This is a genomic window from Erythrobacter sp. S267, from assembly GCF_057365045.1.
Genome location: NZ_CP200298.1, coordinates 3,208,152 through 3,227,002, shown reverse-complemented (window position 1 = coordinate 3,227,002; position 18,851 = coordinate 3,208,152). Strand labels below are relative to the sequence as shown.

General features: G+C 57.8%; 18 protein-coding genes. 6 read left to right on the top strand and 12 right to left on the bottom strand.

Going from position 1 to position 18,851, the window contains the following annotated elements; all coding sequences use genetic code 11:
- Window positions 1-29: 29 nt before the first annotated feature.
- Window positions 30-1,400, bottom strand: a complete 1,371-nt coding sequence (locus tag AC0V6X_RS15295) for an O-antigen ligase family protein (protein WP_486185405.1) — start codon at window positions 1,398-1,400, stop codon at window positions 30-32.
- A 221-nt stretch (window positions 1,401-1,621) separates the two neighbouring features.
- Here AC0V6X_RS15295 and AC0V6X_RS15290 point away from each other — a divergent pair, with 221 nt between their 5' ends.
- The 4 genes from AC0V6X_RS15290 to AC0V6X_RS15275 all read left to right on the top strand — a co-directional run bounded on the left by AC0V6X_RS15290 (window position 1,622) and on the right by AC0V6X_RS15275 (window position 5,811).
- On the top strand, window positions 1,622-1,891 hold the full coding sequence (locus tag AC0V6X_RS15290) for a spike base protein, RCAP_Rcc01079 family (protein WP_486185404.1): 270 nt from the start codon (window positions 1,622-1,624) through the stop codon (window positions 1,889-1,891).
- A complete protein-coding gene (locus AC0V6X_RS15285) occupies window positions 1,891-3,900 on the top strand; it encodes a hypothetical protein (protein WP_486185403.1) in 2,010 nt (669 codons plus the stop codon). The genes AC0V6X_RS15290 and AC0V6X_RS15285 overlap by 1 nt, the downstream gene beginning before the upstream one ends.
- Before the next feature lie 250 nt (window positions 3,901-4,150).
- A complete protein-coding gene (locus AC0V6X_RS15280) occupies window positions 4,151-5,077 on the top strand; it encodes a hypothetical protein (protein WP_486185402.1) in 927 nt (308 codons plus the stop codon).
- 29 nt (window positions 5,078-5,106) lie between these two features.
- Entirely contained in the window at window positions 5,107-5,811 is a 705-nt protein-coding gene (locus AC0V6X_RS15275; RefSeq protein WP_486185401.1) for a sulfotransferase family protein, read from the top strand.
- A gap of 10 nt (window positions 5,812-5,821) precedes the next feature.
- Here AC0V6X_RS15275 and AC0V6X_RS15270 read toward each other — a convergent pair whose 3' ends face one another.
- From AC0V6X_RS15270 to rfbA, 7 genes are read right to left on the bottom strand one after another with little or no spacing between them, the layout of a single operon-like run.
- On the bottom strand, window positions 5,822-6,472 hold the full coding sequence (locus AC0V6X_RS15270) for a sulfotransferase family protein (RefSeq protein ID WP_486185400.1): 651 nt from the start codon (window positions 6,470-6,472) through the stop codon (window positions 5,822-5,824).
- A 52-nt stretch (window positions 6,473-6,524) separates the two neighbouring features.
- Entirely contained in the window at window positions 6,525-7,982 is a 1,458-nt protein-coding gene (locus AC0V6X_RS15265) for an oligosaccharide flippase family protein (RefSeq protein ID WP_486185399.1), read from the bottom strand.
- Between the two features lie 45 nt (window positions 7,983-8,027).
- Window positions 8,028-9,074 carry a dTDP-glucose 4,6-dehydratase gene (gene rfbB / locus AC0V6X_RS15260; protein WP_486185398.1) on the bottom strand — a complete coding sequence of 349 codons (1,047 nt, stop codon included), beginning with the start codon at window positions 9,072-9,074 and terminating at the stop codon, window positions 8,028-8,030.
- Window positions 9,067-9,924: a dTDP-4-dehydrorhamnose reductase gene (gene rfbD, locus AC0V6X_RS15255; RefSeq protein ID WP_486185397.1), complete on the bottom strand. Its 858-nt coding sequence runs from the start codon at window positions 9,922-9,924 to the stop codon at window positions 9,067-9,069. Before rfbD ends, rfbB begins: the two co-directional genes overlap by 8 nt.
- On the bottom strand, window positions 9,921-10,466 hold the full coding sequence (rfbC, locus tag AC0V6X_RS15250) for a dTDP-4-dehydrorhamnose 3,5-epimerase (protein ID WP_486185396.1): 546 nt from the start codon (window positions 10,464-10,466) through the stop codon (window positions 9,921-9,923). Before rfbC ends, rfbD begins: the two co-directional genes overlap by 4 nt.
- 1 nt (window position 10,467) lies before the next feature.
- The gene (locus tag AC0V6X_RS15245) at window positions 10,468-11,286 is read right to left on the bottom strand and encodes a sulfotransferase family protein (RefSeq protein ID WP_486185395.1); all 819 of its coding nucleotides are present in this window, start codon (window positions 11,284-11,286) and stop codon (window positions 10,468-10,470) included.
- Window positions 11,287-12,165, bottom strand: a complete 879-nt coding sequence (gene rfbA / locus AC0V6X_RS15240; protein ID WP_486185394.1) for a glucose-1-phosphate thymidylyltransferase RfbA — start codon at window positions 12,163-12,165, stop codon at window positions 11,287-11,289. It abuts the gene before it with no gap.
- A gap of 132 nt (window positions 12,166-12,297) precedes the next feature.
- Between rfbA and AC0V6X_RS15235 the strand changes: the two genes are divergently transcribed.
- Both AC0V6X_RS15235 and AC0V6X_RS15230 read left to right on the top strand, forming a co-directional pair.
- A complete protein-coding gene (locus tag AC0V6X_RS15235; protein ID WP_486185393.1) occupies window positions 12,298-13,518 on the top strand; it encodes a nucleotidyltransferase family protein in 1,221 nt (406 codons plus the stop codon).
- Window positions 13,515-15,179, top strand: coding sequence for an ABC transporter ATP-binding protein (locus AC0V6X_RS15230; RefSeq protein WP_486185392.1), 1,665 nt, complete (start codon window positions 13,515-13,517; stop codon window positions 15,177-15,179). Before AC0V6X_RS15235 ends, AC0V6X_RS15230 begins: the two co-directional genes overlap by 4 nt.
- Before the next feature lie 10 nt (window positions 15,180-15,189).
- Here the strand turns inward: AC0V6X_RS15230 and AC0V6X_RS15225 are convergent, their stop codons facing one another.
- The 4 genes from AC0V6X_RS15225 to AC0V6X_RS15210 all read right to left on the bottom strand — a co-directional run bounded on the left by AC0V6X_RS15225 (window position 15,190) and on the right by AC0V6X_RS15210 (window position 18,799).
- Window positions 15,190-15,471 (bottom strand): PqqD family protein, encoded by a 282-nt coding sequence (locus AC0V6X_RS15225; protein ID WP_486185391.1) that lies wholly within the window; start codon window positions 15,469-15,471, stop codon window positions 15,190-15,192.
- Window positions 15,472-15,494: 23 nt separating this feature from the next.
- Window positions 15,495-16,277: a phosphoenolpyruvate carboxykinase (ATP) gene (locus AC0V6X_RS15220; RefSeq protein WP_486185390.1), complete on the bottom strand. Its 783-nt coding sequence runs from the start codon at window positions 16,275-16,277 to the stop codon at window positions 15,495-15,497.
- 540 nt (window positions 16,278-16,817) lie between these two features.
- A complete protein-coding gene (locus AC0V6X_RS15215) occupies window positions 16,818-16,943 on the bottom strand; it encodes a lasso RiPP family leader peptide-containing protein (RefSeq protein ID WP_486185389.1) in 126 nt (41 codons plus the stop codon).
- A 56-nt stretch (window positions 16,944-16,999) separates the two neighbouring features.
- On the bottom strand, window positions 17,000-18,799 hold the full coding sequence (locus AC0V6X_RS15210) for an asparagine synthetase B family protein (protein ID WP_486185388.1): 1,800 nt from the start codon (window positions 18,797-18,799) through the stop codon (window positions 17,000-17,002).
- Between the last annotated feature and the right edge of the window lie 52 nt (window positions 18,800-18,851).

The following is an 18,851-nucleotide window of genomic DNA, read 5'->3' as shown; positions in this document are numbered from 1 at the left end:
CAAGCGCCGAAGCAACGTGAGGTGGGCGCTTAGCTTGACGGTCGAGCGCTTGGCGATGCGGAGGCCGGTCCAGCGCTGCTGCCCGGAACACGCGGGAGCTTCTCCACGGGTGCCTGCGGGATCACTGGCGCCCTAACTCGCGGTGGTTGGTTGCGCTCTGCCGTAACGCCCACAGAGATGCCGATTGCGATCAAAAGGTGGAACCATCCTTGCGCGCCCCCAAAGAAGGACACTGCGAAACCAGGAATGATGACACACATCACAGCGGCTGCGACGCCGACGTAAGAGTTACGATCGTGACCGGAGGACCGAGCCGCAGCGCGCGACGTTAATACGACCGCAGCGACAGCTGTCCCAAAGATCGCAGCGGCGGGCAACAGACCGTGGCGCACAGCCAAAAGGAGCCAATGAGCATCAATGGTCGAATTGGCCATCCACTTGGCGCGCTCATATCCCTCAAACCCGATCCCGAACCACGGATTGTTCATCACAGACTGCGTGCCATACTCCCAGATCGAGCGACGATAGTGCGCGGAGTTGGGATTAAGGGTGAACCGGCTCATGAACCGGATCAGACCGTTTTCAGTCAAGAAATAGAGGATGACTGTCATCACCATCAGAGTAGGTATGATGACTCTCCAAGTGATAATGCGGGTGACGCGCTGCGCATAATCGAGAGCCAGGATTCCACCTCCGATGATGAGCCCCAGAAAGGCTGTTGTGCTCATCGACAAGACCGATAGAAGCCCGCTCGCAATGCCTCCAAGCCGAGGCCACCCTCTCAATCCGCTGGCCCAATACAAGGGGAGCAAAGTGGCTAAGAACATTCCGCCGAGAATGGGGTGAGAGAACGGCCCAACAGCGCGCAGAATCCCAAACCGAAACTGCTTTTCGAGCACTCTGGATCCTTCGATCCCGCCATCCTGAAAGTTGGGCAAGGCACCAAAAATCGAAATGAATGCCGGGCGGACGATGAATCTACGCGTCATCACCTCCGCCAGGAGGCTCAGGCCCACGACAATTGCGCCGGGTGCGATGAAGATCAGGAACCGCCGAAGGTCGTTGAGATCCCGAATAGAACAGCGGCCGATGATGTAGGGCAAAAATGCGTTGGTCGCGAGCGCGCTACCACGCCTGATCCCATCACCTGGCCCGTAGACAGCGATGAATGACAAGACCATCCAAAACACGCCGGCGAAAAAGACGATGTCCCACATCGACCATTTGATCGGCTCTCGGATCATCCGGTAAATCACAAAAGGCATGACAGCAAAGCCAACTATCCGTGTCGGATAGAGCGCTTGACCTGCCAGCAAAAAACGCACCTCAGCTGGCGTGATCGTGGCGTAGAAAAACAGCACTGCTGGCAGTAGCGCAATCAAGACATTAGTCTTGGTCACTCGCGGACGAGCAATGCGCCTTGGCCTATTTGCATAGGCGGCAGATGGTATTTCTCGGGAGGCCATGACCCAAGGCTATAAAGGATCATCTCAAGGGCGCAAAACCAATTTTCGGGGATGCCAGATGTTGGCATCTCGTCTCTGGGGTCGAGAAACTATTTTCCTACAGCACGCCGAATCGGTAGTAAGTGTTGATGAAATGTTCCAAATAGGAGAAAATGATGCTGGACGATCCGTTCAAAGACGTGACCGATACGATTACGGCGCCTGCGCGCGATTGCTTTGATCTGACTTCTGACGATGTGGCTGACCTCCCTCGTGCCACCAAAGCGATTTATGTGGGTGAAGGCGGAGATATCGTCTTGCGTGCGGTTGACTCAGATGCCGATGTGACCTTGACCAATGTCCCGAGCGGAGCGGTTCTGCCGCTACGATTGCGCGCAGTGCGTGCCACCGGGACGACAGCCTCGAACATCATCGGATTTGCCTGATGATTAAGCTCGGTCTTGATATCCCCTCGATATGGGGCCGCCCGTCCGCCGTTGCTCATGGTAACGGAGGCTTTGCGCGTGTGAGCCCTTCGGTCGCTTGGGATGGCAGCCCGGCAAGCGGCTTTAGCGCTACGCCAAGCGACCCGGCGCGCGTGACAGCCAAACCTGCAATGCGCCTGCTTGAACCGCCTAATCAGCGCTTCGTGCAAAGCATGGTTGTCGGCGTGGCGGCGTTTGCGACGGATGGCAACACGCTGATCGGCGCAATAGACCGAGTTCGCTTCCACTTCGAAGGAAGCACAATCGATGTTCTTGAGCCCACTTTCCGGCCTCTGCAGCGAGCTGACGGATCGAATTACGGATGCTTGGGCTATTGGGCTACGCTCCAGAAGCCCGAAGGCGTAGCCGGAGAGGCACTCCTGTATGTCGAAGCGATCCCCGCGGACGCTACCATGCAAAGCCGGGTGATCGGGCCCTATTCTTTCTTCCCCGCCGACACGCAATATGATTGGGAAAGCACATTAGGTGCACAAGGGGACTACACCGACATCCGCTCAGCTCTGCAAGCGGCGAGATCGGCAGGAGCAAACCACGCTTGCATCACAATGCTGGATGATGGCGACTACACATTCAGCGGGTCGAGCCCCTTCCGTCACATCATCACCGGCTACACAACAATCAAGGCCGCACCTGGCGTGACCCCGCGTATCAAGCGCGCCACAGGAGATGAAGGCAGCTTGCGATTGCGGCACTCGCAGATGTGGTTTGAGGGAATCGAGTTCGATCTCTCAACGATCAATCGCTTACAAGGTGAAGCAGATGGCGTGTTTGTTCTCAAGCAATGCCGCATGGTTCGCCCCAATGGTCGTGAACTGTTTTTCAGGACGATCCCGGGTCCGTCCTTGTGGGCGGACGGTGATCCTTGGCAGTTGGAGTGCTACTATTTTGGTGCGTATGAACTTGGCAATACATCCAACCTTCTGCGTGGCATCGACGCTTCGATGAGTTGGGGTGACTATGCCGATCGGGTCCTCTGCGCAGTCCACACCGTTTGCGATGACATCCGCAAGAGCGACATCGCGAACGAACGCGAGAGTATCGCAATCACTTATTCCGGCGCGGGGACTGCGAGCGTTTCAGGAACTGACAGCGGCAACTCGATCGATCAGGTTCGAACCTTCGAATTCCTTGTCGACGGAAGTCCAGTGGGCTCTTTCGCCGCGTGGAGAAGCTGGTCGCGCCATGATGATGGCGACAATCTCTACACGGTTAGCGATCTCGCTGCCTACATCAACACACTCTCTGACTGGTCAGCGACAGTTCTCGACGATGAACTGAACGCATCGCATATCACTGACCCGGTTAACTTTGGTGGTTTTGGCGGCGACGATTTCCCTGATCCTATCCCTGTAGGCGCCGAGCTAAGGCTCATTTCGAGCCTTGGCCTCCACCAAGATGGTTTTGTCGCTCCTACGGGTCGCAGCCAGAACCTGATCTTCTATGGCAACCGCATAACCAACGCCGAAGGTCAGCTCTTTTTCAGCGACAGTTCCAACAATGATGCGCAGGACGTATTCGTCATCAACAATCTGTTCGAGCAGGTCGATGGTCTCAACTTGTTGTCGCAGATCGGCAACCTGACCGCTGAGGCTGGCCACTTGGTGTTTGTACACAACACCTGGTCCCGCCAGACGTTTCAAGCAAACTTTACCCCGACAGCCGACACCTATTCCCTGATCTCGAACAATGTCGGAACCACCTTACGCGGGGATATCGGTTCGGGAAGCGGTTTCAATAATCACGTCCAAGCTGACGCCGTGAGCGCGATCACAACCGGTTTCGCAGATTCAGTTCAGGCAGGCACACGCGCGACGCTTTACGTCGATCCTGACTATGGCGACTTCTCGCCAACGGGCGAGCTCCTTACCAACCCCAAGGCCCCTGTGGTCACCTATGACCTGACCGGAGCACCGCGTGTCGGCGCAGGGCCCGTAGGAGCCATTCTTTAGCATTGGCGTCCAACCGCGAGGCCTGAGCGTATTCGCTTGGACCTCGCGGCGGTGGCGCTGCGCATCTTGCTGCATCGCAGCATCTTGTTTCGCGTAGCGATGCCATCTATTGGCCTCAGGCCGAAGCCGCTCGTCATCAGCTGCCCGGCACCGTAACCGACACTTTGTTTGTCAGCCGAGTAATCTGCGTCCGGAACCTGAGCCACCTTCGATGAATGCATCGCCTGCAAACAAAGAGCCCGGTTTTGTTGTGTCTGTCGCAGCACACTACGTTCCGGCACGCGTGCCGTTTTTGGCCGAGGTGCTGCGCGCTATTGCGCAGTGGGATCGCGCCCGCGTTGACGTCACGCTTGTCACGAATGATCTCGCATTGGCTGAAGAAGCCGAAATCAAGGCTTGCGCCAAAGCACTGGAGGCGCGCGGTTTCTCACTGAGCTTCGACAAGACCCACGGGATGGCGCACCCTTGGCATCTGACTTGGTGGCACAAACAAGCTTTGCGCGATTGGTTTTCGGATGAGGCCGGTCACCCCGACGATCTCTTTATGTATATCGAAGACGACATCGTCGTTGATCGCGACAACATCAAGTACTTTGAAAGGTATCTTGCCCCCTGCAAGGACCGCGGTGTGATGCCCGGCTTTATGCGCTTTGAAAAAGGCGCAAGCGGCGATCGCATCTCGCCCGATTATCGCGGCTACCAAGCGGTCAAGGCAGAGCAGCAAATGGAGATCGAAGGCCAAGCCTTTGTCGCGCCCACCTTCCCCTATTGGGCTGGATTCATACTCGACCGGGACCTGTGCACGGAATACTTTGCCTCGCCTTGGTCCGATATCGACACCGCCGACACGTTGCCCCAATCGTTCAACCATTCCTGCCGTGTGCAATCGGCATGGGCGCTGACTTATCATAATGTGCCAGAGGGGCTGCCTTCGCGCTTTGTCGTCCCAGTCGGTGCGGACGGAGCGCCAATGCACGATTGCCAAGTCTGGCACTCGGCAAACAATTACTCGGTTTCCAAGACACACAGCTTTGGCACAGTGCGAATGGCTGACATTTTTCAGCAATCCAGCGCCGTTGCTGCTATCCGCCAATTGACTTGGGATGCAGCCGCGCTTCGTCGCCGTGCATTTGACAAGCTGCGCAGAGAGAGCAAACGGCTCTTCTCCAGCGCTTAAAAGAAAAGCAGGCCCAAGGGACCAATTCTATGAAAACCGCGATTATCTGTGGCTGTGGGCACAGCGGAACGACCTTGCTTGCAACAATGTTTGCGGCCCATCCCAGTTGCTATGTGCCGCTGAAGGAAACGCGCGTCTTCTTTCGCCGTCGATGGTGGTTGCGGCTCATGGTGCTCAAGGCAATTGGGCTTCTCAAAGGCCGCCCCGTGCTAGTTGAGAAAACCCCGCGCCACGTTGAGATCCTCGACACAATCCAGCAGCGTGCTCCAGACACAAAGATGATCCTGATGGTCCGGGATGGGCGCGATGTATCTGCGTCATTGTTCAAGCGCTTCAACGACCAGGCCGGTTCGGTTGAGCGCTGGGTCTCTGCCAATGAAGCGATTGCCGCTGTCGAAGACAGTCCCAACGCAATTGTTGTGCGCTATGAAGACCTTGTCGTGGATGCGGAAACAGAGCTGCGCAAACTGTGTGACTTTGTCGGCATTGCCTACAATGACTCCATGCTCAACTACCACACGCAACAGCGCAACTGGTTTGGCACAAAAGGGCTTGAGAAGGGCTCCGACGCGGACGGGAAAGATCATGACAATCTGCGCAATTGGCAGGTCAATCAGCCGATTTTTGACGGTCGCGGCAAGTGGAAGACCGTCTTTGACGAAGCGCCAGCCGAACTGTTCGATGGCAAAGCGCGCGATCTTATGGAGCGTTACGGATACCTCGCCGAAAGCTGACATCAGCCATTTAGGTGATTGGCTTCAAGCCAATTAGCTTACCGACGCGGTTGCGTACAAATTTGCCTGCTCGCATCGCCTTGTAGGATGCGGAGCTGCGCATCTCAGCTGGGTTTGAATGCTCAAATGGGCCGGAGGGCGCGTCCTCAATGCCCAGAAAAGCGCTCAACTTGTCCCAGCCGTCGCCGGCAGCCAGGTCGAGCACCATGAAGTCTTCAGGACGGTCTGCGAAATAGGCTTGAACGTCCCTGTTGTGCGCCTCGTACACTTCGCGATAGCGCGCCTCATTGCCAATCGGACAGCCATTGCCCTCGCCATAGGTGAGTTGTCTGCGCGCATTGGGCCTGTCGCCGAAGTGCTTTACCATGGAGGACAACCACCGGTCGGTATCGCGCATGGTCAGAATGAATTTCGATCCCGGGAACGCCTCGTCCAATTCACGATAGAGCAGCGGCCAAGGCATATCCTGCACCGCGTCGTGCTCCGCTGCCATCTTGAGGCCAAGCTCAACATAGGTCGCGCGCAGCTCCTCAAGGCTTAGCTCAGTCCCGTAGTAGTCCGCCACCTTGTAGCCAAGGCTCGCCAAAGCGTCCCGCATGGACGACGTGCCAGTCTTCTGAAAGCCGACGCAAAACACCTTTGTCTTTGAGTTTTGGCTCATCTTCATGAGGTTCCTAGCTGAGCGGGATCGGGCACTATCGCGCTGGCTCTTATCACGCAGGGCCTCCGATCCAAGAACGAACTTTGCCGATCGCGGTGAGTAGTTCGCCTCGCAGTGGGTGCGAAAGAGCAAACAAGGCAACAAGCCATGCCGTCCCTGCGCAGGCAAGGCCTGAAATCAGCTGCACCAACGCCGGCTGGGTACCAAGGGCTGGCATTTGAAGAGCGGCGAAACCTGTCAGCGCACTCACAAGAGCCACGGCACCGCTCCGCCAAAGGCTGGTCAGGATGGTGCTAAACCCGATCTCAACCTCGCGCGCCAGCAACGCCTGGTTGACCACAAAGTGGATCAGCATGCTCGCAAACATGCCCCAAACGACAGCGGTGAGGCTGAATTGCACGCAGACAAAGACGATCACAAGTCGCGGGATCTGGATCATCAGATTGCGTTTGAACAGCGAATCCACCCGCCCGATCGATGCCATCAGCGAAGGCACCATCGCGGTGGTTGCGTGAATGATCGCAGCGCCCGCAAGCACTTGGACCAGCGGGATCGTTGCCTCCCAACGCGGGCCGAATGTGGCGAGCACCATGGGCTGCGCCAAGGCGATAATCACTGCAAGAGCGGTCCATGTGACCCCGGTCAGCAGCGATACACCCTTGAGGTAATCGTCCCGCGCATAGCTCAATCCCTTGCGTTTCGAGGCAGAGAACACCGCCATCGCCACGGGCATGGTCGCCTTCTCGATCCCCGAACGCAGCTTGCGGACAAGCACAGAGGACCGGTTGAACAGACCCGCCGCTGCATAGCCCAAGAACCCACCAACCAGCAGATCGTTGGCCGACGCGCCTGAGCGGATCACGAATTGCGCGCCGGTGAATTTGAGACAGAAGCTCCAGACTGGCCGTGTCCCTGCTCGGCCCGGCAAGGCGAACGCGTACTTCCGATCCACGGTGAATACATACCCAAGCTTCACAAGAAATTCAGCGAGAATACCGAAAGCCAGCGCCTCTGCCCTGAGCCCCGCATACAGTCCGCCAATTGTCACCGCCGCCTTGGTCAGGGCGCCGGTCACCTCAATCCCGGAAATGAGCCCAAATCGCATCTCGCGGTTGAGCATGGCAAAGGCCGGCTGGGCGATGGTCATCGCAATCAGACCCCCGCTCATGATCAGCAGCAGCTCACCCGCTTCGCGCGCTTCGAATGGCCCGATCATCAAAAACGCGATGGCAAGGCTCGCGGCGAAGGTTGCCGCCGTCGTGACCCATCCGACAAAGCTCACAGCACGCATCGCCTTGTCGTCGATCTCATCAGCTTGAATCACATAAGCGACCATTTGCGCCTGACGGAGTGGTTCAAGCAGGCTGATGATCGCATAGGCGACTGCAAACGCGCCAATCTCGGCCGGAAACAGCCAGCGTGCGACAACGACGACCAGCACAAGCGAAGTCGCAATCGCGCCAAAATTGGCGAGCGTTGAGTAGATGACAGACTTGCGGGTGCTGGTCATCGGGCGCCTGTCTCGGCTGGGCGAAGGAAAGCCGCGCGTCGCATCCTAGGCGAGCGGCCGCCACCACTTTTCATTGTCGAGATACCAGCGCAGCGTCTGGCGCAGCCCTTCGTCAAAGCCGTGGCCGGGCGCATAGTCGAGCTCAGCACGCGCCTTGGTCTCATCGATGGCATAGCGGCGGTCATGCCCTGCACGGTCGGTGACGAAGGTCTTGAGCGTGTCGCTTTTCTCCCCCTTCGCCGCTGGTGCATCGGGGTAGCGTTCAGCCAAGCCGTCCACTTCCTCAAAGGCGCGGTCCACTTCACGGCAGATCGCATCGATTACTTCCATATTGGGAAGCTCCGCCCCGCCACCGATATTGTAAGTCTCGCCCGGCTTGCCCTTGAGCAGACACGCCTCGATCCCACGGCAATGGTCCTCGACATGCAGCCAGTCGCGCACATTCATTCCGTCGCCATAGATCGGCAGGTTCTTGCCCGACAGCGCGTTCAACAGGAACAGCGGGATCAGCTTTTCTGGATATTGATAGGGACCGTAATTGTTCGAGCAATTGCTGGTCGTCACCTCCAGCCCGTATGTGTGGTGATAAGCGCGCACCAAGTGGTCAGAAGCCGCTTTGGATGCCGAGTAGGGCGAGTTCGGAGCGTAAGGCGTCGTCTCGCTAAAGGCGGGATCGTCAGAACCAAGCGATCCGAACACCTCATCGGTCGAGATATGGTGGAAACGGTGATCGCGCCCCTCGCCATCCAGCCACACCGACCGCGCTGCTTTCAACAGCGAGTTTGTGCCAAGAACATTGGTGTCAATGAAGGCGTCGGGCCCTGTGATCGAGCGATCGACATGGCTTTCCGCTGCAAAGTGCACAATGGTCGAAATATCGTGCTCTTTGAGCAGTTTCTCAACCAAGTCCTGATCGCGAATGTCGCCTTCAACCAACTCAGTCCGCGCCGCGTCTTCGATGGTTGAACGATTGCCCGCATAGGTGAGCGCATCAAGGACGGTAAGCGTGTCTTCGGGGTACTTCTCGCTCCAATAATGGACGAAATTGCCGCCGATAAAGCCGGCCCCGCCAGTGACGAGCAGATTAGCCAAGGGTCATTTCCTTTGTGAGCATCGCGCGGAGATTTTTACGCCAGTGAACCGGTTCTGTGCCCAGCAGCTCATGCGTTGCGCTGCAATCGAGCAGCGAGAATGCAGGGCGTTTAGCCGGCGTCGGATAGTCCGATGTTGTGATGGGTTTGATGGTGGGCAGCCGCTCCAACATACCCAGCGCCAGTGCCTCCTCGCCAATTGCCACGGCAAAATCGTACCAGCTCGCTTCACCCGCATCGCTGTGGTGAAAGGTGCCTGTCGCTCCACTGGCGACGAGCGCCCATATCGTCTCCGCCAATCCGGTCGCCCAGGTCGGGGAGCCGATCTGGTCAGAGACGATGCCGAGCTCATCGCGTTCGCGCATCAGGCGGATCATCGTGCGCACGAAATTCGCGCCGCCGACTTCATAGACCCAGGCGGTACGCACAAGCAGATCGCCCTCACCAAGGTGATCCTCACCGGCCGCTTTAGTGCGTCCATAGGCGCTGATCGGCGCGCGCTTATCCTCGGGGCGATAGGCGCGCGAAGATTGGCCGTCGAAAACAAAGTCGGTCGAGACATGGACTAGCTTGCCGCCGGTCTCGGCCATCGCCTTAGCCATCACCGCCACGGCATCGGAGTTGATCGCGAGGGCCATTTCCTCGTCTTCCTCCGCCTTGTCGACCGCGGTGTAAGCGGCAGCGTTGAGGATAACGTCGGGCGCTTCGACTGCCAGCCGCGCGCGCAGCATGGCTTCGTCGGTCAGGTCAACGTCTTCAACGTCGATAGCTGTGATGTCAGCGTCAGCAGGCGCGGTGCGTTGTAGCGCTCCGCCCAATTGGCCGCCTGCTCCGGTGATCAGAACTCTCATGCGAAGGCCATCACGTCGGAGAGGGCTTTCCCTTCCGCGTCCTTTTCGGAGATGATCGGATCGAGGCCATCAATCGGCCATTCTATTCCGACAGCGGGGTCATCCCAAGCAAGCGTGTGCTCAGATTGCGGCGCGTAAGGCGCGGTGCATTTGTAGAGGAAATCCGTGTCATCCTCGAGCGTAAGGAAGCCATGCGCAAAGCCCTCTGGCACCCAAAACATGCGTTGGTTCTCAGAGGAAAGCTCCACCCCGCACCACTGCCCAAACTGCGGCGAGGAGCGGCGCAGATCGACCGCGACGTCGAACACAGCGCCATTCGTCACGCGCACCAGTTTACCCTGCGGCCCCGGATTCTGGAAATGCAGCCCGCGTAAAACACCCTTTTGCGAACGGCTGTGATTGTCCTGCACGAAAGTGAGATCGAGGCCGGCTTCACGGAAGGCAGCCTCATTCCAGGTCTCCATAAAGAAGCCCCGCGCATCGCCGAACACGCGCGGTTCTATGATCAACGGACCTTGCAGAGATGTTTCGATAATCTTCACGTCAGGCGTCCTTATAGCCCAAACGCTCTAGCGCATCGGGGAAGGCTTCGTCGAATGCAGCCTGCACTTTGGGCGTGAAGTGTTCCTGCCACTGGCCCGATTTGGGATTGCGGATGTGACGGCTTTTCTTGGTACCCGGCCCACCGAGCGAGAAATAGCGAAACAGGCTGACGAGCAAAGACTTTTCGGCTTGCTTGATCGGCCAATCGGCAATCGCGCGGGCAAAGTTCATATCTGCCCCCTCGCCCACCAGTTGGTCGTAGCGAAGCTCGAAAATCCCCTCGCGCTCGTAATCCCAGGCGAGCATGTCGCGGATGATGACGCCGCTTGATTCTTCGATCTCGAACAAGAGCTGTTCCTCGACCGTTTCGAACGAGTTGATCTTCTCGTGATAGGTCAATCCGCCATAATCGTCGTTGGGACGATGGAGCCAGCGCTCTTTTGACTTGGTGTGATAGAAAGCGCTGGAGACTATGATGTCGCGCGGGTCGCGGATGACGTGCAGGCCAAACAGATCGTCTGGCAACGCATCCCATTTGGGCGTCGACTTGTGGTCGATCTGGACGTCGGATTGATAGTCAAGCTGCTTGCCGGAATCGAAGTCATAAGTGCGCGCCGTGATCCCGGCGAAGACGCGGAATACTCGCGAGAGAAACACCGTCAGCACCTTGTGATGTGTCGCCACCAGCATTGTGCGCCGCGAAGGCGGAGATAGGGTCCGCGAACCGATTGCCAGTGGCACCGCACGATAGGCCAGCCCCGGCGCATGACGCGCAATATGGGCGGCCCAATAGGCGCGGGTGCGTAGGCTCTGTGACATTTACTGGTTCAACAGTCCAAGCAGATATTCGCCATATCCCGACTTGCGCAACGGCTGGGCAATTTCCTCAAGCCGCTCTTCAGAGATAAAACCCTGACGCCAAGCGATCTCTTCAGGACAAGCAATCTTGAGCCCCTGCCGTTCCTCGGTGATCCGCACATAGGTCGCGGCATCGAGCAGCGAGGCATGCGTTCCGGTATCAAGCCAAGCAAAGCCACGCCCCATCATCTCGACCGACATAGTGCCTTCTTCCAGATAGAGCCGGTTGAGATCGGTGATTTCCAGCTCGCCACGGGCGGAAGGCTTTAGATCGCGCGCGCGGTCGACCACGGTTTCGTCGTAGAAATAGAGGCCGGTGACGGCATAATTCGACTTGGGTTTGGCAGGCTTTTCTTCGATCGAAACCGCCTTGCCGGTCGAATCGAATTCGACCACGCCGAAGGCTTCAGGGTCGGTCACGCGATAGGCAAAGACGCTCGCCCCGCTCTCCCGCGCATTGGCGCTTTGGAGCAGGTCGGGCAGGCCGTGACCGTAGAAGATGTTGTCACCCAAGATGAGCGCGCTGGGTCCTCCGCGCACGAAATCGGCGCCGATGTGGAAAGCTTGTGCGAGCCCCTCCGGCTTGGGCTGCTGCGCGTAGCTGAGGTTGACGCCGAAGTCAGATCCGTCACCCAGCACACGCTGGAATTGCACTGCATCCTCAGGCGTCGTGATGATCAGGATATCGCGGATCCCGGCCAGCATCAGGGTGCTCAGCGGATAATAGATCATCGGCTTGTCGAAGATCGGCATGAGCTGCTTCGAAACGCCGCGCGTCAACGGGTATAGCCGCGTGCCTGATCCCCCGGCAAGGATGATGCCTTTGCGTGGTGCCGACACTGTTGTTCCCCGGACTGCCTTTGAACCCTCTTGTGCCAATTCGCATTGCAGCAAGGCCCTTGAGGGTCAATCCTTAATGTCGCACTGCACCATGGGGAGCGTGGCCACTGGTCAAATCGGCGCAATTGCCGCATGGACTTGAGCGAAGCTTTGGGGCCAGAAGCGTTAGGGACAGTTAGCTCGGACAATATGACCGACACCGCTGCAATCGATGAATTTCTAAGGAGCACTCTGCGCGCCGTTCGCGCCGGGGATGGTGCCCCTTGGCTTTCATCGTTTTCGGATGAAGAGGCCACCGACCGAATCTGGTCGCGAATTGAGGTGCATGGGCTCGACACGCTGCTGCATAGCGACGCCAAACTGCTGGAAGACTGGCCGCAAGACCTGATCGCCTCAATTACCGAAGAAGCGAGGTTGCTTGCGCTTTGGGAAATGACCCACTCGGCCGCTCTCGCCAAGCTGGTAGCGGCGTTGGACAAGGCCGGGATCGAGAACCTCTTTATGAAAGGCACGGCGCTCGCCTATTCGCTGCATAATGATCCCGCAGCGCGGAGGCGCGGGGATAGCGATCTGCTGATCCGACCGGCGGACCTTGAAAAGACGCGCGGCGTGCTGCTTGAGAATGGCTGGTATCGCGGCGATGATCCGCATGGCCTGACCCATCAGGAAGGGTGGCTCGTCAAAGCAGCCGAGCACTTCATTCACGCCTTGGACCTGCACTGGCTGCCCTCGGACCGGCCCGTGATCCAGCGCGTCCTGACCGCGGAAGAGTTCTTCGCACACAAGCAACCTCTTGACCGGCTTGCCCCACGCGCCTTTCGGGCCGATTACGCTCTCACCATGATCCATGAAACGATCAATCAGAAGTGGCATTGCGTGCACGGATACTGGACCGATGAAGGGCGGGTGGTCGGCGCGCGGAGGCTTATCTGGTCGGTTGACTTCGATCTGATGGCACGCGCGATGGGGGAACGCGACTGGAGCCGCCTGACAGCCCTCTGCGCGGCGCGAGGCGTTGGGCCGTTGGTTGCCGAAGCTATTCGCGGCGCACAAGACGATCTGGGCACTCCATTGCCCGAAGGCACTCTGGCAGAGCTCGAGGCCATGCCACTCGACCCAGATGTCGCGGCCTACTTTGCCGTGACCGACAAGTTCGGCGAGTTCTGGCTCGACCTGCGCACGGCGAACAGCTGGAGCGAGCGTGGTCGAATGCTTGCAAGCCGCGCTTTCCCCCCGCGGTCGCATTTGGTGAAGAAATATCCGAGCCGCACAAACTGGCCGACCTTTGCGCTGCAGGGGGCTGCGATGACCGGCAATTTGGCACGCATCCTAAAGCGAGTGGTGGCACGATGAGCTTGGGTTTCTGGCTGAAATGGGCGCGCGCCTTTCGCTGGCAATTGGCGCTGATTAGCGCGCTGACCTTGCTGAGCTCTGCGGCGATACTGGCGGTGCCCTGGCTGGCGGCGCAATTGCTGGGAGGGGTGCTCGACCGCCAAGCCGATCTTGCTGCCAGCATAGACATGTCCTCAACCGTGGTTTTGCTGGTGGTCACTTTGATCGCGATGACCGCGCTCAACATCACCGCTGCTTGGGTCTCACAGACGGCATCTTTGTCGATCCTCACGCAGCTGCGCAAAGAGATCTACGCCCATGTCCAATACTTGTCATTGAGCTTTCATGACGAAGCGCGCACGGGAGATGTGCTTGCCCTCACCTCCTATGAGGTCGGCAATCTCAGTGACTTTCTTGCAGATACCCTTGCAAATGCACCGGCGCTTGTCCTCACCGCTTTGGGCGCAATAGCAATCCTGTTCTGGCTCGATCCTGTTATGGCGATCATCATCCCTCTGCTGGTGCCGGTCTTCTTCATCATGACGAAACTTGCGGGGAGACGCTTGCGTACAGTCTCGGGTGAAGTGCGCGCGGCTGAAGTAGAGCTGATCACGGTGGCGGAGCGCGATTTGACGATGCTGCCTGCGATCAAAGCCTTCGCAACCGAAGCCTACCACCGTGCAGGGTTTGGCAAGGCAGCCGACAACTCCAAGCGTCTAGCGACCGCGCAGGCGCGCTTGAATGCCTTGATCGGTCCGATCGTCTCGCTCTTCGCCGCTCTGGCCGCAATCGCAGTGCTACTGTTTGCGTCAGAGCAATTGATCGACGGACAAGGATCCCCAACCGAGCTCTTTGCCTTTCTGCTCTATACAGCCCTTTTGACCCGCCCCATCGGCCAGCTCGCCAATATGTATGGCTCTTATCAGATGGCGCGCGGGACCTTGGCGCGGCTGGAAGCCGTGCTGGATGTCGAAGGCGAACAGGGCTATCTGAAAGGCGAGGAGCTAGATCGGGCAAAGGGCGCTATTGGCTTTGAAAATGTGCACTTCGCCTATCCGGGACGCAGCGAAATCATCAGCGGCCTCGACCTCAAAATCGAACCTGGAGAGATTGTCGCGCTGACCGGCGACAATGGCGTAGGCAAGTCGACACTCGTGCGTCTGCTCCTGCGCTTTTATGAGCCAAACAGCGGGAGCATAACCCTCGACGGTCAGGATGTGGGTGAGATCCAGCTGCAAAGCTTGCGCAGCCAGTTCGGCTATGTCCCCCAACGCGCGCTCTTGTTCAACGGAACCGTCCGCGACAACATTGCCTTTGGGCAGTCCTCCAAGCACGATCCGGCAGTGATGGAACGAGCCATAAAATTGGCGCAGGCGGATCGCTTTATCGAGGAGTTACCAGAGGGTCTCGATACCGAGATTGGCGACAATGGCGTGCGTCTCTCAGGCGGTCAGCGCCAGCGGATTGCCTTGGCGAGAGCGCTTTACCGGGACCCTCCGATCTACATTCTGGATGAGGCAACCAGCATGTACGATCTTGAAAGCGAGGCCGCCTTTGTTGAAGGCTGCGTCCAGTCGCTCAAAGACAGAACGGTGATCATCATAACCCACCGTCCCGCCAGCCTTGCTCTGGCCGACCGCATTCTCAAAATCACACCCAAGGGGTTGGAAGCAGCCTCTTGATCACCCGCACCTAGGCTGAGGCGGGCGTGATCAATTCTTGCTCGGTAAATTGACCAGCGAGCGCGATAAGATCAGCCTCAATCCGGTCACGTGGAGCATCAAATTCCGCTTCGATCACGTCGCACAATTCGGCGATCGAATGCGGTCGTTCAGAGAGCAATTCCCAGATGCGCCCTCCGACAGGATCGAGCCCGAAATATTGCCCGCTCGCCAAATCGAGCAGAACCATCTCGCCGCCCACCTCGCGGGCGACCACTTCGCTAGACGCAGAAAATGTGTCGCTGAGTTTCATGATCAGGACTGTGCTACCCTCACTTAAGCGGCTTCGTCTTGGGCAAAAATGTCCAAGATGGCGCGGTGTACGCGCGGCAGTTCCGCATAATCGCGGCGGTAGTCAAGGGCGTAACAGCCAATGTCCTGAACAAGGTCGGCCATGCGCGCAAAGTGCCCCCGCAAACGGTCTTTGTCATCCACATCTAGAATGAAGGCGTGCGGCAACAGCGCGCTCAGCGCTTCCTGTAACGTGAATCGTCGGATCGAAAGGTCAGCACCATGGTCGGTGCCAAGCACAAAAATCTGGCGAAGCGGCACGGCTTCATCAGCAAAAGGAAGGCCTTCACCCGCCTCGACATCCTGCTTGCGATCTTCATCCGCGATCGGCGTCTCCCCTCCTAGCAAGTGGCGCGCGCTATCGGCGAAAAGGCGAAGTTTGGAGCGTTTGGGTTGGAGCCAATATTGACCATCCTCCAGCCTTAGGTCGATGACATCTTCGGTCAGGAATGGGTGGCCGGTCTTTGCGAAACTGCCGGCCAATGTGGTCTTCCCACCTCTTGAAAGGCCAAGGAACGCGACTGCTCCGGCATCTGCACCGCCCAGGCTAACCGCGCTACCATGGAGGAAAAGACCTCCTTCATGATTGCCCAAGATCGGCAGGATCGCATTGTGATAGAGATTGGTAATGTTCTGCTGGTCGAGGTTTGGAACCGGCCATGCCTTTATGCGCGCTGGATCCTGTGCTGTCCCCGGCACAACATCAAAGTCCACTTGGCCAGGGAAGCGGATCAGATAGCCAGCCTCCATACGGTGAAATTCAGCCATGCACGTTCCATCCGGCGCAACCCATCTGTCGTAGGGCTCGGATGAAAGCGGCTCTTGCGCGCGGGGCGAATGCTGAGTGAAGCTCATATGTGAGGAGCCTTAGCGAGCACCAATCGAATAGGCGAGAGATGTGAGAGGCAAGGGACCACTTCGATCAACAAATAGAGACAAAGGTCAAACAGGGCTCCGACGAATCGGCAAGGCGTGTCGAGTGATTCGCATGCAAGGTTTGCCGCCGACCCAATCTATCCAATCAAAGACGCAAACAAGACGTGCTGTTAGTCTGTGGTTAGTTGTGATCAGCACGGTCATATGCCGGTTCATCCAGCATCTTACGCACCAGTCCCTTGCCTGCGAACACTTCGCGCAAAAGCGGTAGTGATATGCTGGCTGCCAGCCACCGAGCTCAAGCCTCGACTTTAGGAAAAATTAAGCAAAGTTAGTAGCTTAGTCCGCAAAAGAGAAAGGGCACCCCGGTCAGGGATGCCCTCTCAATCAGCGATTTTGTCGCCGCCGAAGCAGCGTCAAAAACGCGAAAAATCAGAAGCGAACGTTCGTCACTGCGCCGTCACGGAAGCTGGTTCCGCTGCCGCCAGTCAGGTTACGGACCGAGCCAAAAACAACCAGCTTCGGCGCTTCGTACTTTGCTTTTTCGATCGTTTTCATCACTCGATAATTCCCATTCTGTGACCCTCGAAAGAGGGCTCAATAACCTCAATGCGTTAACACCGATACAAAAATGCTGCGCTTGCGTAAAGGCCCCAAATTTCCCAAGCCCATAAATCGCCCTCGGGCGTGCTAAAATCGACAGCCAAAACCTCTTTCAAGCCATCAAAATCGCAGATTTCCCCAAGGGTTTCATGCGCATGACGGCGCACGTAGTCGGCGAATTGCATGTCAATCTTGGTGTTGGTGAAATTGGCTTTGGTCGTGCGGTCAAGGATCGTCTGAGGCAGGATGTCAGCCATCGCTTCGCGGTGCACCACCTTGCTCGTCGAACCCTGACGTTTGATATGCGCAGGGGTTTGCAGGGAGAACTCGATAAAGCGCCGGCTAAGCATCGGGTGCCGCGATTCGAGCCCTATCTTGGCGCGCTGCCTGCGCATCAATGTGTAGGTCAAATCGCTAAAGGGAGACTTGACCAGATTGTGCTTGGCCCAGAGCACTCCATTTTCTGGCAGTTTGAGCGTGTATGCCTCCTCCGCGTCTTGCAGGACATCGCGCAAATCTTCACGAAGCCATGCCGGCATTCTGTCTGTCTTTCGGCGATAATTGCGCAACAACCTCTGGGTCATGCTGCGAAGCGGCACGGGCGTAATCTCAGCCGCGGTCTGGCGCCCCGCCGTCTTGATCGCGGAAAGCCATCCGAAGGCAGAGGCATCGCGGCGCAGCGCTTCGGCAAAGCGTGTTGGGTCACGGTCAGCCACAAATTCGCGATAATATTGCGTGTTTCCTTGTAACCACTCGTCCCCGCCATTGCCGTTGATCAGCACCCGGCTGCCATCAGCCACAACCTGCTCATCAAGGCCAAGCATCATTGCCCCGTTGGAGGCGATAGGGATGTCGTTGTGCCAGGCGGCGTCTTGTGTGTACCAATCAATGTCGGGATCGAACAAGGGCACTTCCGTTAGCTCGCGTCCGATATGAGCGGCGGCGGCGCGCGCATAGGGCAGTTCAAATGCATTGCTGCCGTCAGGTGCGGCGAGCGAATATCCAGCAAACCCCGGGGCTCCCAGTTCTCCTCGCTTCTCTAAAATGTCGGCGATGCAAAAGAGTGAAGAGGAATCCAGGCCGCCGCTAACGGCAACCCCCACCGGCCTGTCCGAGACTGAGGCCCGGCGCACACAATCGAACAACACTTCGCGATAATGCTCAGCATAGTCACGATCATCCTTGTAGCGGATCGTGACCTCTGTTGGCGGCTCCCAATAAGACTCGCTCTTTAAGCGTTGCCCATCAAAGGTAACGACGTGGGCTCGCTTGGCGCGCTTGACCCCGCGCCAGACCGTAGCCTCTTCGAGAAACCAGCGATTGGTGATCAACTGAGCCAGATAATGCCGATCAGGCTCAAGCGGGGCGGTCGACAAAGCAGCCAGCGTGCGAAACTCGGACGCGACAATCAATCGGCCCGGCTCTTCGCGGAAATAGAGCGGCACAAAACCAAGGTGGTCGCGCGCAATCAGCAATTGCCCGCGCCTTTGATCAGCGATGATCAATGAGAACTCGCCCTCCAGCCGCTTGGGAAAGCCTTCACCCCACATTTCGTAAGCCGCCAAAGCCAGCTCGACATCAGACGATCCGGTGAGTTTCGCCCCTGCTGCTCGCAGATCGGTTGCAAGCTCCTTTGGGTTCAACAAATATCCGTCGAACACGGCGGCGACCCGACCATCCTCATTGGTGTAAGGCTGAGCTCCAGTGCGTGAAGCAGCATTGGTGTGCAAGGTCGCAGAGACGAGAGCCATGGCCCCCCCTTGCCACTTGGCCAACACGTCATGCGGTACTTGCCCCAAGGACGATGCCATGGTCTCAAGGTCCTCAGAAGACACTCCGTGAACGGAAAAGATGGCTCCGATT